Source organism: Streptomyces graminofaciens (assembly GCF_030294945.1).
In the GTDB taxonomy this organism is placed as follows: Bacteria; Actinomycetota; Actinomycetes; order Streptomycetales; family Streptomycetaceae; genus Streptomyces; species Streptomyces graminofaciens.
Window position 1 is genome coordinate 8,058,424 of record NZ_AP018448.1, and the last position, 14,179, is coordinate 8,072,602.

The window sequence follows — 14,179 nt, forward strand, 5'->3', positions numbered from 1 at the left end:
ACCGTGATTCCGGTGAACGCGATTCCGGTGCAGATTCCGGTGAAGAGGAGCAGGACGTGAGCGAGAGCAGCGCGGAGGCCGTGGAGGCCGTCGCGAGCGCGGCCTCCACGGCCGTCTCCGCCGCCGGGAACGCCGGCAACTGGCGCAAGGCCGGCGTCGTGGGCGCCGCGATAGGTGTGGTCGCCGCGGGTGCCGCCGCCGGGGTCGCCATAGAGCGGCTCACGGTGGGGCGCGGCATGCGCCAGAAGGCCCGGCTGGCCCTCGACTCCACGGGCCCGTACGGCGCGCTGCGCGGCACCCCCGGCAAGGCGTACGCCGACGACGGCACCGAGCTGTACTACGAGGTCGACGACATCGACCCCGAGGTCGCCCTGTCCCCCCGCAGGCGCCGGCTCTTCGGCCGCAAGGCACCGGCGCCGGTCACCGTCGTCTTCAGCCACGGCTACTGCCTCAACCAGGACTCCTGGCACTTCCAGCGGGCCGCGCTGCGCGGGGTCGTGCGGACCGTGCACTGGGACCAGCGCAGCCACGGCCGCTCGGCGCACGGCGTGGGCCAGCTCCAGGAGGGCGAGCCGGTCTCCATCGACCAGCTCGGCCGCGACCTCAAGGCGGTGCTCGACGCGGCCGTGCCCGAGGGGCCGATCGTGCTCGTCGGGCACTCCATGGGCGGGATGACCGTCATGGCCCTGGCCGCCCACTACCCCGAGCTGATCCAGGAGCGGGTGGTCGCCGTCGCCCTGGTCGGTACGTCGTCGGGGCGGCTCGGCGAGGTCAACTTCGGGCTGCCCGTCGCGGGCGTCAACGTCGTACGGCGGGTACTGCCCGGGGTGCTCAAGGCGCTCGGGCAGCAGGCCGCGCTGGTGGAGCGGGGGCGGCGGGCCACCGCCGATCTCTTCGCCGGGATCATCAAGCGGTACTCGTTCGCGTCCCGGGACGTCGACCCGGCGGTCGCGCGGTTCGCCGAGCGGATGATCGAGGGCACGCCGATCGACGTGGTCGCCGAGTTCTACCCGGCGTTCACCGAGCACGACAAGACGGAGGCGCTCGCCGCCTTCGCCGAGCTGCCGGTGCTCGTCCTCGCCGGGGTCAAGGACCTCGTCACCCCGAGCGAGCACAGCGAGGCGATCGCCGATCTGCTGCCGGACGCGGAGCTGGTGCTCGTTCCGGACGCCGGGCATCTCGTCATCCTGGAGCACCCCGAGGTCGTCACCGACCGCCTCGCCGACCTGCTCACCCGCGCGGGTGCCGTGCCCGCAGGGGCTACGGTTAGTGGCTATGGAAGCGCCAGCAGCACCGCACAACCCGGGTGAGCAGCCCATGTCCGTGTCGTCGTCCGCCTCGTCGTCCGCCTCGTCGTCCGTCGAGATCACCGTCAACTCCCCCGACCAGATGCGCGAGCTGGGCCGCCGCCTGGCCAAGCTGCTGCGCGCGGGGGATCTCGTGATGCTGAACGGGGAGCTGGGCGCCGGGAAGACGACGCTCACGCGCGGACTCGGCGAGGGGCTGGATGTGCGGGGGGCGGTCACGTCTCCGACGTTCGTGATCGCCCGGGTGCATCCGGCGCTGGGGGACGGGCCGCCGCTGGTGCACGTCGACGCGTATCGCCTGGGCGGCGGGCTGGACGAGATGGAGGACCTCGATCTGGATGTCTCGCTGCCGGACTCCGTCGTCGTCGTGGAGTGGGGCGAGGGCAAGGTCGAGGAGCTGACCGACGACCGGCTGCATGTCGTCATCCACCGGGCGGTCGGGGACACGACCGACGAGGTGCGGCATGTGACGGTGACCGGGCTGGGGGAGCGGTGGGCTCCGCCGGTGGAGCTGGGTGTTCTCTCGGCCTGACCCGGCTCGGAGGTTCCGACAGCGTGTCGGCAAAGTGTTGCGTCGGGCGTCCTGGCGTGGTCACATGGTAGCCAGTGCGTAGTTAGGTGTACCTAACTTCTGGTTCGCCGACGGCATCGGGAGGCGTCCATGCGGGGATCACAGTCGAGGCCCTCGGGGGTTGCCGGGGTGTCCATGCGGGATCTGTTGGCGTCCTGTGCGGCGGCGAAGGTCGTGTCCACTCCGCCGCGTGAGCCCGTGGCCAAGCCTGTTGAAGTGCGGCGACCCAAAGCCGCGTAGCGCGCCGGGAAGGGTGCTCGGGGCCGTGGCGCGGCCGCGGGGCGTTGTGGCTTGTCGCGCGGTTCCCCGCGCTCCTCCGGTGCGCACCCGCTGCCTCGGATCGCGCTCCCTACTCGACCACGACCACCTTCGTGCCGATGCCCGCGAAGTCCCACATCGCCTTGCCGTCTGTTCGGGACTCCCGGATGCCGCCCGTCTTGACCGTGGGGTCGGGCTCGGGGGTCGAGCCGTCGACCGCCGCGCTGAAGCCGATGGGGACGCCGTCGGCCGTGGCGAAGAGGACCACATGCTCGATGGGGGTGCCGTCGGAGCCGGTGATCGCGTTGGCCCGGGACGTGACCGAGTAGGTGGCGGGGGTCGGGTCGACCGTGCTGGGGGTGACCTCGAAGGTGCGGGTGACCTTCTCGTTGGCCCCGACCAGCCAGACGCGGTCCTCGTCGAGGTCGTAGACGACACGCTCGCCGGTGCCCGAGTCGTCGGGCAGGGCCTTGTCGTCCTTGTCCTTGCCCTTGTCCCGCTCGGCGGGAGCCGTGGACTTCTTGGGCTCCGGCGACTTCGAGGCGGACCCCTTGCCCAGGTCGTCCGGCACGTTCGCCGACGCCTGGTAGGCGAGGAAACCGACTGCGGCGATGGCCGCCGCGGTGAGCCCGGCCACGAATCCCGAGCTGCTACTGGCCACCTTCTGTGCCCCACCTCTCGTACCGGCGTACGTACCACCGTTGATACGTACGTCTTCGCTTGTGACGGTAGCAGCAGAGGGGCCGTGTGCCGGGGCGGCCGTGGGCAGGGCCGAAGCGCCGTAGGCTGTTTGCGTGCTCTTGCTCGCTCTGGATACCGCCACCCCCGCCGTCACCGTCGCGCTGCACGACGGCACGGACGTCGTCGCCGCGTCGAGCCAGGTCGACGCGCGTCGCCACGGGGAACTGCTGCTGCCCGCCGTCGACCGGGTCCTCGCCGAGGCGGGCACCCGCCTCGACGCGGTCACCGGCATCGTCGTCGGCGTCGGCCCCGGTCCGTACACCGGGCTGCGCGTCGGCCTGATGACCGCCGACACCTTCGGCCTCGCCCTAGGGGTCCCCGTACACGGCCTGTGCACGCTCGACGGGCTCGCGTACGCGGCCGAAGTCGAGGGCCCCTTCGTCGTGGCGACCGACGCCCGGCGCAAGGAGGTCTACTGGGCGCGCTACGAGGACCCCCGGACCAGAGTCACCGAGCCCGCCGTCGATCGGCCCGCCGAGATCGCCGAGCTCGTGGCCGGGCTGCCCGCCGTCGGCGCGGGCGCGCTGCTCTATCCCGACGCCTTCCCCGACGCCCGCGAGCCCGAGCACGTCTCCGCGGCCGCCCTCGCCTCGCTCGCCGCCGAGCGGCTGGGGAAGGGCGAGGAGCTTCAGGCCCCGCGGCCGCTGTATCTGCGCCGGCCCGACGCCCAGGTCCCCAAGAACTACAAGGTGGTCACCCCCAAGTGACCCCACAGGCATACGTGTTGCGCGAGATGCGCTGGTGGGACATCGATCCCGTCCTCGAACTGGAGAAGGATCTCTTTCCCGAGGACGCCTGGTCTCGGGGCATGTTCTGGTCCGAGCTGGCCCATGCGCGCGGGCCCGAGGCCACCCGGCGGTACGTCGTGGCGGAGACGGGGGAGCGGCTCGTCGGGTACGCGGGGCTGTCCGCCGCGGGCGACCTCGGCGACGTACAGACCATCGCCGTCGCCCGCGAACACTGGGGCACCGGGCTCGGCGGACAGCTGCTCACCGAGCTGCTGCGGGCCGCCACCGCGTTCGAGTGCGCCGAGGTGATGCTCGAATGCCGGGTCGACAACGTCCGCGCCCAGAAGCTGTACGAGCGCTACGGCTTCGAGGCGATCGGCTTCCGCCGCGGCTACTACCAGCCGGGCAACGTGGACGCGCTCGTCATGCGCCTGCACGACCCCTCAACCTCCGTACAAGGAACCGAGATCAATGGCTGACGAACCCCTGGTCCTGGGGATCGAGACCTCCTGCGACGAGACCGGTGTCGGCATCGTGCGCGGTACGACACTGCTGGCCGACGCCATCGCCTCCAGCGTCGACGAGCACGCCCGCTTCGGCGGAGTCGTGCCCGAGGTGGCGTCCCGGGCGCATCTGGAGGCGATGGTCCCGACCATCGACCGCGCGCTGAAGGAAGCGGGGGTGAGCGCCAGGGACCTGGACGGCATCGCCGTCACCGCCGGGCCCGGGCTCGCCGGCGCGCTGCTCGTCGGGGTCTCGGCCGCGAAGGCGTACGCGTACGCGCTGGGCAAGCCGCTGTACGGTGTCAACCACCTCGCGTCCCACATCTGTGTGGACCAGCTGGAGCACGGTGCGCTGCCCGAGCCGACGATGGCACTGCTGGTGTCCGGCGGGCACTCCTCGCTGCTGCTGTCGACGGACATCACGTCCGACGTACGGCCCATGGGGGCGACGATCGACGACGCGGCGGGCGAGGCGTTCGACAAGATCGCGCGCGTGCTCAATCTCGGCTTCCCGGGTGGGCCGGTCATCGACCGGTACGCGAAGGAGGGCGACCCGTCCGCCATCGCCTTCCCACGCGGGCTTACCGGGCCGCGCGACCCCGTGTACGACTTCTCCTTCTCCGGGCTGAAGACCGCCGTGGCCCGTTGGATCGAGGCCAAGCGGGCGGCCGGGGAGGAGGTGCCGGTGCGGGATGTGGCCGCTTCCTTCCAGGAGGCCGTGGTGGATGTGCTCACGCGGAAGGCCGTGCGGGCGTGCAAGGACCAGGGCGTCGACCATCTGATGATCGGCGGGGGTGTCGCCGCCAACTCCCGGCTGCGGGTGTTGGCGCAGGAGCGCTGCGAGGCGGCCGGTATCCGGCTGCGGGTACCGCGCCCCAAGCTGTGCACGGACAACGGGGCGATGGTGGCCGCGCTGGGCGCGGAGATGGTGGCGCGGGGGCGCTCCGCCTCGGACTGGGACCTGTCGGCGGACTCTTCGCTGCCGGTGACCGACCCGCATGTGCCGGGCACCCGGCACGCGCACGGTCATGATCATGTGCACGAGGTGAGCAAGGACAACCTGTACTCGTGACCGTCGCGCTGATGTGGGAGGCCCGGGCGGTCGAGGGGCGGGGCGAGGAGCTGCTGGCCTGGGCGCGGGCACAGGAGCTCGCGGCAGCGCCTCTGCGCCGGGAGACCTTCCGCGCACCGCAGGACCGCGTCCTCGTCGTCACGTGGTGGGACGCGCCGTACGACGCCGAGCTGCCCGAACTCCCCGAGCCGGGCGGCGAGTTGGTCACCCGGGCGGTGCACCGGTGGCGGTTCGAGTCACTGGGCGAGTGACAGGCCCTAGGCGTGGCCTGGGGTCTGCCGGGCGGCCTGGGCCTCGCCGACGCGGTCCAGGACGAGGAAGAAGACCGGGAGGCAGAGCAGCGGGAGGCACAGGACCAGCAGGAACGTGTGCGTCGGCCGGTCGGCGAGGATCATCCAGAAGTCGAGGGCGAACATGACGACCGCGACGGTCCCGCTGGCGAGGGCCGCACGCTGCAACGCCTTGCGCCGTCGCGCCCCGCGCTCGATGCGCTCCTCCACGTCGGGCCGCGTCTCCGGTGACGTGAGCCCGAGCCGTACGGCGGTGGCGTACAGGTCGGCGACCTCGGCGATCAGGTCCGTCAGTTGGTAATCGTCGAGGTGGGGGAGGCGGACCCGGCGGCCGTCGGTGGCGTAGAGATAGCCCGACCAGCGAGGGGTGCTGCCCCTCTTGTTGTCCTCGACCCGGATGCCGTAGATCTCGGACCAGGCCCAGGTACGTGTGCGCAGTGGCCCGCGTACGGTGACCCCGTCGGCCGTGATCGACGTATGCGCGCGCCACTGCTCCAGCGCCACCCGGCCGATGGCGACCAGCCAGACCACCAGGGCCAGCGCGTTCCAGGCCGACGGCCCGAACTCCGTCATCGCGCGCGCCGCGTTGACGCTGACCAGTATGCCCGCGGCCATCAGCACGAGGTACGTGGACGGTACCCCCCGAGTCTTGCGGTACTCCCGCTCGATCCCGTCACTCATTTGGAGCCCCCGTTCGCAGGGCCTCGTTATAGCTCATCACTGTGAACGGCGCGTACTGAGGGGGGAGTACGTGGCTGTTCGGTGGACAGTACGGTGAGCGGACGGTCACTCTGGGTTGATGGTGCACGGTGTTGAGTGGGCGTCACAGGGGCCGGGTGGCGAGCCCGAGTCGTCGGACAGCATGAAGGCGTTCGGGGCGGTGGTGCAGGCGCTGCGGGAGCATGCGGGGCTGAGCCGGGAGGAGTTCGGGGCGCTCGTTCATCTGTCGAAACACTCCGTCGCCTCGATCGAGTTGGGGCGCAGGCTCGCCGACCTGCGGTTCGTGGAGCTGGCGGAGGAAGCCACGGGCAACACGGGGGCCGTTCGGGGTGCGTTCAAGCACATGGCTCGACAGCCGGGGTTGGCGGCGTGGTTCAGGACGTGGGCGCGGCTTGAGCGGGAGGCCGTCCATCTTGCGACGTACGAGTGCCGCATCCTGCCGGGACTGTTGCAGTCGGAGGCGTACGTTCGGGCCGCGTTCTCCAACAACATCCCGCTGGTCGACGAGGAGGAGATGGAGAGTCAGGTGCGTGCGCGGATGGAGCGGCAGCAGCTTCTGCGCGAGCGCCCCGGCACGTCGTTCAGCTTCATCGTCGACGAGGCTGTGCTGCGGAGTCGCCTCGGCGGTCCGGCGGTCATGAGCGACGCGCTCGACCACGTTCTCGCCTGCGTGGAGGCGCGCAATGTGGATGTGCAGATCATGCCGATGGCCTTTCAGGCGCACGCTTGCCTCGCGGGCCCACTCCAGCTCTTGGAGACGGAGGACGGGAGGCGGTACGCGTACGCCGAAGGCCAGCAGCACGGGCGGCTGATCGCGGACGTAAAAGAGGTCGTTACCCTTGGCCAGCGGTATGCAACACTGCGTTCGCAGGCCCTGCCGCCCGAAGACTCCGAGGACCTGCTCAGGCGCATCCGAGGAGCACTATGAGCACCCACCTCACGTGGTTCAAGAGCACGTACAGCAGCCCCCAAGCCGACAGCTGCATCGAAGTCGCCCTCACCCCCGCCACCATCCACATCCGCGACTCCAAAGACACCACCCGCCCCCACCTCGGCCTCGGCCCCTCCGCCTGGGCCGCCTTCGTCTCGTACGCGGCGGCCCAGGCGGACTGAACGTCAGCTCTCCAGGGCCTGGACCTCTGTCTCGCAGTGCAGGCGGCGGTCCGGGCCCACCTCGCGTACCGGGCCCGTCAGTGTCAGCCTCGCCGTATGGCGGATGTCCGTGCTCGACGCTCCCAACCGGAGTTCCAGCGCGCCCGGTTCGACCACACGGCGGCCCTCCCGATCTGTGAAGGACGAGACATCGGGATGGAAGCGGAACGTCACCCGGCGCGACCCACCCGGCTCCAGCTCCAGCCGCTGGTATGCGATCAGGCGGACGTCCGGGCGGGTCACCGAGGCCACCGGGTCGTGCAGGTAGAGCTGGACGACCTCGGCGCCCGACCGCTCACCCGTGTTGCGGACCGTCACCGACACGTCGTACGTACTCGTGCCGTCCGTGGTGATCTCCGCTGCCGGTGTGGCGCCGAAGTCCTCCCACGCGAACGACGTGTACGCGCGGCCGTGCCCGAAGGGATACAGCGGGGTCGGGTCGAGGTTGCTCGCGCCGCCGGCCAGGCCCAGGGGCGGCTGGAGGTACGTCCACGGCTGGCCCCCGGGGCGGTTCGGAACGCTCACGGGGAGGCGGCCGGAGGGTGGGACGCGGCCCGACAGCACTCCCGCGACCGCCGGGCCGCCCTCCTCCCCCGGGAAGAAGGCCTGCACCACGCCCGCCAACCGCCCCTCCCAGCGGCCCAGCGCGTACGGGCGGCCGGTGAGCAGCACCAGCACCACCGGCGTGCCCGTGGCCGCCAGCGCGTCCAGCAGCTTCGCCTGGACGCCGGGGAGACGGAGGTCCTCCGCGTCGCAGCCCTCGCCGGAGGTGCCCCGGCCGAAGAGGCCGGCCCGGTCGCCCAGTACCGCCACGCAGACGTCCGCCTCCGCCGCCCGTGCGACCGCCTCCGGGAAGCCGCCGGTGTCCTCGCCGTCCACGTCGCTGCCGGCCGCGTACGTGATCTTCGCGTCGGGGAGTTCGGTGCGCAGGGACTCCAGGACCGTGGGGATCTCGATGCCCAGCGGGGTGCCGGGGTGGGCCGGGAGGACGTGGGAGGGGAAGGAGTAGCAGCCCAGCATCGCCAGGGGGTCGTCCGCGCGGGGGCCCACCACCGCGATCCTGAGGTCCGGGGCGAGGGGCAGTACGTCGTCGGGGTTGTCCAGCAGGACCACTGACTTTTCGGCCAGGCGGCGGGCCAGGGCGCGGTTCTCCGACGAGTCCAGGTCGACCGCGGACGTGGTCGGCTCCGGGGCCCAGCCCTCGTCCAGCATGCCCAGCTCGCACTTCTGGAGCAGGACCCGGCGGGCGGCCCGGTCCACCAGGGACTCGGGGATCCCGCCCGCGCGGACCGCCTCCGCCAGGGGCTCGCCGTAGCAGCGCAGGGTCGGCAGCTCCACGTCCAGGCCCGCCGCCAGAGCCGCGTGGGCGGCCTCCGCGCGGCTGCCCGCCACGCGGTGGTTCGTCTCCAGGAAGCCGACGCCGAAGTAGTCGGAGACGACCGTGCCGGTGAAGCCCCAGTCGTCCCGGAGGAGTTCGGTGAGCAATTTCGGATCCGCCGAGACCGGAACGCCGTCCGTCTCCGTGTACGCCGCCATGACCGACCGTGCGCCGCCATCGCGGATCGCCATCTCGAACGGGGGCAGGGTCACGTCCGCGAACTCCCGTACCCCGGCTCGTACGGGCGCGTGGTTGCGGGCGCCGACGGACGCCGCGTACCCGGCGAAGTGCTTCAGCGTGGCGACGATCCCGGCCGACTCCAGGCCACGGACGTACGCCGCGCCGACCGTGCCCACCAGGTACGGGTCCTCCCCGATCGTCTCCTCGACCCGTCCCCAGCGCGGGTCGCGGACCACGTCCAGGACCGGGGACAGTCCTTGGTGCACGCCGACCGACGCCAGGTCCCGCCCGATCCGGCGGGCCATCTCCTCCACGAGCTGAGGGTCGAAGGTCGCGCCCCAGGCCAGGGGGACCGGGTACGCGGTCGCGCGCCAGGCGGTGAAGCCGGCCAGGCACTCCTCGTGGGCGACCGCCGGGATGCCGAAACGGTTCGCGGCCATGATGCGACGCTGGGCGCGGGCCAGTGCCTGCGCGCCCAGCGCCGGGTCCACGGGGGCCGTGCCGAAGGAACGGGTGAGCTGGCCGAGGCCCTTGGTGATCAGCTCGTCGAAGTCGAACGACTCCTTCATGTCGTGCTCGTTCGGGGCGATGTCCTCGCCGTTCGCGTCGTTCTTCACCCACACGCCGTACAGCTGCGCGGTCTTCTCCTCCAAAGTCATCCGGGAGAGGAGGTCGGCGACGCGCGCTTCGGGGGGCAGGTCGGAGTCGCGCCAAGGAAGACTGGTCATGAAACTCCTGTCAGGGGTCGGTGAGTTTCAGAAGCTGGTGGATTCACTTGCCGCCCACCCCCATCAACCCGCCCACCAGCGCCCGCCGCGCCACCAGATACACCGCGAAGATCGGGATGCCGGACAGGACCACCGAGGCGAGCAGCGCGGGGATGTTCACGCCGAACTGGCTGACGTAGTTGAAGAGTCCGAGGGTGAGGACCCGTGGTTCGTCGGACTGGGTGAAGATCAGCGGGAAGAGGAAGCCGTTCCAGGCCTGGAGCGCCGCGTAGATGACGACCGTGCTGATGCCGCCCTTGGCCAGCGGGATCGTCAGCTGGAACAGCACCCGCAGGGGTGAGGCGCCGTCCAGGGCCATCGCCTCGTACAGGTCTTCGGACACGTCCCGCAGGGTGCCGACCAGGACCAGCACCGAGACCGGCATCGCGAAGGCGGCCGTCGGGAGGATGACGGCCAGGAGCGTGTCGTAGAGGTTGAGTTTGGCGATCAGCAGGTAGAGGGGGACCACTACGGCCTGGGCCGGGATCGCCACGCCCAGCAGGAACAGGCGGAAGGCCGCGTTCGACCAGCGGTCGCGGGTGCGGACCGCCACGTACGCGAGGGGGATGGAGAGGACCAGGACGATGCCCACGACCGACACCGCCACGATCGCCGTGTTGCTCAACAGATGGCCGAAGCCGCTGGTCAGGACCGTGTTGTAGTTGTCGAGGGTGGGGTCGGTGGGGGGCTTGAGGGGGTTGCCCGTCAGGGCCTTGTCCGCGCTCGTCAGGGATGCCGACAGCATCGCGTAGATCGGCACGATGACGATGATCAGCCAGAGGAAGGAGCCGAGGCCCGCGACCGGGTTGGCGCGTTTCGTCCAGTGCCTGCGGCGGCGGCCGGCCGGGGTCGGCAGGCTCGTCGGCTGCCTGGTCTTCGTGGGGCGCGGCAATGTGTCGTGTGACACTCCGTCACATCCCTTCGCGGGTACTGCGCATGGAGCCGAAGCCCGTCAGCCGGACCAGGACCAGCGACAGGCCCGTGGCCGCGATGACGAGGAAGGACGCGATGGCGCTGGCGTAGCCGAAGTCGTACGTCTTGAAGCCCGCCTCGTACATCAGGTACGGCAGGATCGCGGTGTCCGTGCCGGGGCCGCCCTTGGTGAGGATCAGAACCGTCTCGAAGTACGTCAGTGAGCCGACGACCATCAGAACCGTGGACGTGGTGATCGTGTGGCGCAGCTGCGGGAGCGTGATCGAGAAGAACTGGCGGTAGGGACCGGCGCCGTCGATGGCGGCCGCCTGGTAGAGGACCTCGGGGATCTGGCGGGCCCCGCCCTGGTAGATCAGGGTGTGGAAGGGGATGAACTGCCAGCCGCCGACGAAGACGATCGCGAGGAACGCGCCGCTCTGCGAGCCCAGGGTGTCCTTCTGGATGATGCCGAAGTTCGGGTCGAGGAGGGCGTAGAAGAGGATCGCGATGGCGGTGGAGGAGAGCAGGAACGGGACGAAGAAGATCGCCGAGAGGATCGCCCGGTTGCGCTGGCGGCCCGCCGCCCAGACACCCAGGAGCAGGGCCACGACCGTCTGGAACGCCCAGCTGGCGACCGTCAGGACGACCGTCAGCCAGAGGGACTGTGTCATGCGCGGGTCGTCGAGGAGCTTTTGCCAGTTGTCGAGGCCGACCGGGCGCGGGTCGCCGAGGCCGTCCCAGCTGGTGAAGGACAGGTAGACGGCCAGGGCCATCGGGACGACCGCGAAGAAGGTGAAGAAGAGGACGCCGGGGAGGGCCCAGGCGGCGTGCGGGCGGCCGATGCTGCTCGCCTTGGCCTTGGTGGTGGGCCGTTCTCCGGGGGGCCGTTTCTCGACCACTGCCGTCACTTCAGCCCCTTGCACGCCGCCACGAACTCGCTCGGCGACGACTTGCCCGCGAACAGCTTGCCTATCTCCGTGTGCATCTTCGTGCCGAGCGCGTCGCCGAGGGCCTGGTCCCAGGAGAGTGTGAAGGCGGGGGCCTTGGCGACCAGGTCGTACTGGAACTTCGCGTACTCGGGGTTCGGCGCGGAGGAGAGCAGCTCGGACGCGTTGGAGGTGGTCGGCACGTCACCGAGGGCGACGAGGTCCTTGGCGTACGCCTGCGAGGCGCACTCCTTCAGGAACGCGATCGCCAGGTCCTTGTTCTTAATACGGCTGTTGATGGACCAGTAGTTGGTGGGGTTGCCGACGACGTTGCGGACGTCGCCCGTGCCGCCCTCGACGGTCGGGAAGGCGGCCCAGCCCAGGTTCTTCCTGGCGAAGTCGGGGAACTTGCCGAGCTGCGTCGAGTACTCCCAGGAGCCCATCAGGTGCATGGCGGCCTTGCCCTTGGCGAAGACCGCCGGGGCACCGCCGTTGACGTACGACACGGAGGTGAACTTGGAGCCGAAGGCGCCGTCGTCGACGAGTTCCTTCACCAGCTCGGCGGCCTTGAGGACCGCCGGGTCGCCCCAGCCCTCCGCGTCGCCGTCCTGGATGCGCCGGAAGACCTCGGGGCCGCCGATCCGGTCGACCAGGTACTCCAGCCACATCAGATCGGGCCAGATGTCGGAGCCGCCGAGCGCGAACGGAGTGATCTTCGCCTTCTTCAGCTTGGCGTTGATGTCGAGGAGTTGGTCCCAGGTGGTGGGCGGCTGGAGCTTGTGCTCGGTGAAGACGGACTTGTTGTAGAAGAGGATCACGGGCTGCATACCGCGCATGGGGATGCCGTAGTGGCGGCCCTTGAGATCGCCGGCGGCGAGAACGGAGGGCAGGAAGCCGTCCTTCAGGACCGGGTCGTCCTCGATGATGCCGGTGAGGTCGACGAGCTTGCCCGCCTCCTCGTACGCCTTGATCGAGCCGCCGCCCCAGTTGAAGAAGACGTCCGGGGCGCTCGGTGAGCCCATGGCCGTGCGCAGCTTGGGGGAGTAGTCGGAGCCGGGGACCTTCTGCAGCTTGATCGTGCCGCCGGCCTTCTTCGCCGCGGCCGACTTGTTGAAGCGGTCCACGGCGGCCTGCTGGACCTTCACCGCGTCGTCGCCGTACACGAAGGCGGTGAGCGTCTTGCCGTCGCCGCCCGCGCCGCCGCTGGAGCCGCAGGCGGTGAGTCCGGTACCGAGTCCCGCGGTGGCCAACGAGGCGGTACCGGCGCCGAGGAACCAGCGCCTGCTGAACGACCGCCCTCTGTTCGACTCCATGACAGCACCTCTCGCGAATGTTCGGACGTACGGATGCCCGGGGCTGAGACCCCCGGGGGTGCGCGAATGTTTCGGGTGGCACTTCGAATGTTCCGGGAACGTATGGCCGTCGAAAGGGTTCGTCAAGAGGGTGTGCAGGGATACGATCCCGCTCATGAAGGCTCCGAAGTCCGAGGAAACCCAGACAAGAGCGCGGGTGTCGCCGTCCACGCAGACCGCCACGCTCGCCGAGATCGCCCGTCAGGCCGGGGTCTCCGCTCCGACTGTTTCGAAAGTGCTCAACGGCCGCGCCGACGTGGCCCCGGCGACCCGTACCCGGGTCGAGGAGCTGCTGCGCGAGTACGGCTACCGGCGCCGACGCGCCGAGGCGACCCGGTCGCCTCTGATCGACCTGGTCTTCCACGAGCTGGAGAGCGCCTGGGCGATGGAGGTCATCCGGGGCGTGGAGAACGTGGCGCGGGAGGAGGGCCTGAGCGTCGTCCTGTCCGAGAGCGCCGGTCGGCTCACGCCCGGCCGGACCTGGGCCGACCAGGTCGCCGCCCGCCGCCCGCACGGCGTGGTGCTCGTCCTGTCCGGGCTCGACGAGTCCCAGCGCGCGCTGCTGACCAGCAGGTCCATCCCCTTCGTGGTGATGGACCCGGCAGGCGACCCGGGCGCCGACGTGCCGTCGATCGGCGCCACCAACTGGCAGGGCGGGCTCGCCGCCACCCGCCATCTGATCGAACTCGGTCATGAACGGATCGGCGCGATCAGCGGCCCTTCGCGGATGATGTGCAGCCGCGCCCGCGTCGACGGCTACCGGGCCGCGCTGGAGACCGCCGAGCTGCCCGTCGACCCCGAGCTGATCAAGGCCGGGGACTTCCACCACGAGACGGGCTATCGGCTGGGGCTCGAGCTGCTGCGTCGCCCGGACCGGCCGACGGCGATCTTCGCGGGGAACGACCTCCAGGCGCTCGGTCTGTACGAGGCCGCCCGTGAGCTGGGGCTCCGCATTCCGGAGGACCTGAGCGTGGTCGGGTTCGACGATCTGCCGGTGGCCCGTTGGGTGGGGCCGCCGCTGACGACCGTACGGCAGCCGCTGATGGAGATGGCGGAGGCGGCGGCGCGGCTGGTGCTCGACCTCGGGCGGCAGGAGGGGGCCGGCGGCGCGGCGACGAGTGTGGAGCTGGCGACGAGTCTGGTGGTGCGGAGCAGCACGGGGGAGCCGCCGGCGGTGTAGCGGGCGTCACGCTGTGGCGCGGGGGAGTTCGTGTTGCCGCATTGACGAGTGTTGCGCGTGCTGTATTGACGAGTGCTTTACGGAGCCCCACACTCCTCCGAAGTCAATCGGATGCACGGCCGAAACTTTCGGAGGCACCCGC

The 14,179-nt window shown here is 70.6% G+C and carries 15 protein-coding genes; 9 read left to right on the forward strand and 6 right to left on the reverse strand.

Annotated features, from left to right (window positions below; translation table 11 throughout):
• Positions 1–56 precede the first annotated feature (56 nt).
• Together SGFS_RS35485 and tsaE are read left to right on the forward strand one after the other, a co-directional pair.
• On the forward strand, positions 57–1,310 hold the full coding sequence (locus SGFS_RS35485) for an alpha/beta fold hydrolase (protein WP_286256252.1): 1,254 nt from the start codon (positions 57–59) through the stop codon (positions 1,308–1,310).
• Positions 1,276–1,839, forward strand: coding sequence for a tRNA (adenosine(37)-N6)-threonylcarbamoyltransferase complex ATPase subunit type 1 TsaE (gene tsaE, locus SGFS_RS35490; RefSeq protein ID WP_286256253.1), 564 nt, complete (start codon positions 1,276–1,278; stop codon positions 1,837–1,839). Before SGFS_RS35485 ends, tsaE begins: the two co-directional genes overlap by 35 nt.
• A gap of 388 nt (positions 1,840–2,227) precedes the next feature.
• Here tsaE and SGFS_RS35495 read toward each other — a convergent pair whose 3' ends face one another.
• Complete coding sequence (locus tag SGFS_RS35495) at positions 2,228–2,797, reverse strand: hypothetical protein (protein WP_286256254.1); 570 nt, start codon at positions 2,795–2,797, stop codon at positions 2,228–2,230.
• A 133-nt stretch (positions 2,798–2,930) separates the two neighbouring features.
• Here SGFS_RS35495 and tsaB point away from each other — a divergent pair, with 133 nt between their 5' ends.
• Genes tsaB through SGFS_RS35515 form a run of 4 tightly spaced genes read left to right on the forward strand, consistent with a single transcriptional unit; the run spans position 2,931 to position 5,431 of the window.
• On the forward strand, positions 2,931–3,584 hold the full coding sequence (gene tsaB / locus SGFS_RS35500) for a tRNA (adenosine(37)-N6)-threonylcarbamoyltransferase complex dimerization subunit type 1 TsaB (protein WP_286256255.1): 654 nt from the start codon (positions 2,931–2,933) through the stop codon (positions 3,582–3,584).
• Positions 3,585–3,610: 26 nt separating this feature from the next.
• Positions 3,611–4,084, forward strand: coding sequence for a ribosomal protein S18-alanine N-acetyltransferase (rimI, locus tag SGFS_RS35505; protein WP_286260231.1), 474 nt, complete (start codon positions 3,611–3,613; stop codon positions 4,082–4,084).
• On the forward strand, positions 4,077–5,180 hold the full coding sequence (gene tsaD, locus SGFS_RS35510; RefSeq protein WP_286256256.1) for a tRNA (adenosine(37)-N6)-threonylcarbamoyltransferase complex transferase subunit TsaD: 1,104 nt from the start codon (positions 4,077–4,079) through the stop codon (positions 5,178–5,180). Before rimI ends, tsaD begins: the two co-directional genes overlap by 8 nt.
• Positions 5,177–5,431, forward strand: coding sequence for a hypothetical protein (locus tag SGFS_RS35515; RefSeq protein WP_286256257.1), 255 nt, complete (start codon positions 5,177–5,179; stop codon positions 5,429–5,431). The genes tsaD and SGFS_RS35515 overlap by 4 nt, the downstream gene beginning before the upstream one ends.
• Before the next feature lie 6 nt (positions 5,432–5,437).
• Here SGFS_RS35515 and SGFS_RS35520 read toward each other — a convergent pair whose 3' ends face one another.
• Positions 5,438–6,151, reverse strand: a complete 714-nt coding sequence (locus SGFS_RS35520; protein ID WP_286256258.1) for a PH domain-containing protein — start codon at positions 6,149–6,151, stop codon at positions 5,438–5,440.
• A 118-nt stretch (positions 6,152–6,269) separates the two neighbouring features.
• Here SGFS_RS35520 and SGFS_RS35525 point away from each other — a divergent pair, with 118 nt between their 5' ends.
• A complete protein-coding gene (locus SGFS_RS35525) occupies positions 6,270–7,118 on the forward strand; it encodes a helix-turn-helix domain-containing protein (protein WP_286256259.1) in 849 nt (282 codons plus the stop codon).
• Complete coding sequence (locus SGFS_RS35530; RefSeq protein WP_286256260.1) at positions 7,115–7,303, forward strand: DUF397 domain-containing protein; 189 nt, start codon at positions 7,115–7,117, stop codon at positions 7,301–7,303. The genes SGFS_RS35525 and SGFS_RS35530 overlap by 4 nt, the downstream gene beginning before the upstream one ends.
• Before the next feature lie 3 nt (positions 7,304–7,306).
• Here the strand turns inward: SGFS_RS35530 and SGFS_RS35535 are convergent, their stop codons facing one another.
• The 4 genes from SGFS_RS35535 to SGFS_RS35550 are packed head-to-tail and all read right to left on the reverse strand — an operon-like array spanning position 7,307 to position 12,818.
• A complete protein-coding gene (locus tag SGFS_RS35535) occupies positions 7,307–9,628 on the reverse strand; it encodes a beta-xylosidase/alpha-l-arabinosidase (protein ID WP_286256261.1) in 2,322 nt (773 codons plus the stop codon).
• Positions 9,629–9,671: 43 nt separating this feature from the next.
• Positions 9,672–10,574 carry a carbohydrate ABC transporter permease gene (locus SGFS_RS35540; RefSeq protein ID WP_434028105.1) on the reverse strand — a complete coding sequence of 301 codons (903 nt, stop codon included), beginning with the start codon at positions 10,572–10,574 and terminating at the stop codon, positions 9,672–9,674.
• Positions 10,575–10,578: 4 nt separating this feature from the next.
• Positions 10,579–11,487: a carbohydrate ABC transporter permease gene (locus tag SGFS_RS35545; RefSeq protein WP_434028106.1), complete on the reverse strand. Its 909-nt coding sequence runs from the start codon at positions 11,485–11,487 to the stop codon at positions 10,579–10,581.
• Positions 11,484–12,818 carry an ABC transporter substrate-binding protein gene (locus SGFS_RS35550; protein WP_286256262.1) on the reverse strand — a complete coding sequence of 445 codons (1,335 nt, stop codon included), beginning with the start codon at positions 12,816–12,818 and terminating at the stop codon, positions 11,484–11,486. Before SGFS_RS35550 ends, SGFS_RS35545 begins: the two co-directional genes overlap by 4 nt.
• A gap of 154 nt (positions 12,819–12,972) precedes the next feature.
• On the opposite strand from SGFS_RS35550, the gene SGFS_RS35555 reads away from it, so the two are divergent.
• Positions 12,973–14,037, forward strand: a complete 1,065-nt coding sequence (locus SGFS_RS35555; RefSeq protein WP_286256263.1) for a LacI family DNA-binding transcriptional regulator — start codon at positions 12,973–12,975, stop codon at positions 14,035–14,037.
• The last annotated feature ends 142 nt before the right edge of the window (positions 14,038–14,179 follow it).

Coding starts and splice junctions, on each gene's coding strand:
- tsaE (WP_286256253.1), top strand. CDS start 1,276: ATGGAAGCGCCAGCAGCACCGCACAACCCGGGTGAGCAGCCCATGTCC.
- rimI (WP_286260231.1), top strand. CDS start 3,611: ATGCGCTGGTGGGACATCGATCCCGTCCTCGAACTGGAGAAGGATCTC.
- tsaD (WP_286256256.1), top strand. CDS start 4,077: ATGGCTGACGAACCCCTGGTCCTGGGGATCGAGACCTCCTGCGACGAG.
- SGFS_RS35520 (WP_286256258.1), bottom strand. CDS start 6,151: ATGAGTGACGGGATCGAGCGGGAGTACCGCAAGACTCGGGGGGTACCG.
- SGFS_RS35525 (WP_286256259.1), top strand. CDS start 6,270: ATGGTGCACGGTGTTGAGTGGGCGTCACAGGGGCCGGGTGGCGAGCCC.
- SGFS_RS35530 (WP_286256260.1), top strand. CDS start 7,115: ATGAGCACCCACCTCACGTGGTTCAAGAGCACGTACAGCAGCCCCCAA.
- SGFS_RS35535 (WP_286256261.1), bottom strand. CDS start 9,628: ATGACCAGTCTTCCTTGGCGCGACTCCGACCTGCCCCCCGAAGCGCGC.
- SGFS_RS35550 (WP_286256262.1), bottom strand. CDS start 12,818: ATGGAGTCGAACAGAGGGCGGTCGTTCAGCAGGCGCTGGTTCCTCGGC.
- SGFS_RS35555 (WP_286256263.1), top strand. CDS start 12,973: ATGAAGGCTCCGAAGTCCGAGGAAACCCAGACAAGAGCGCGGGTGTCG.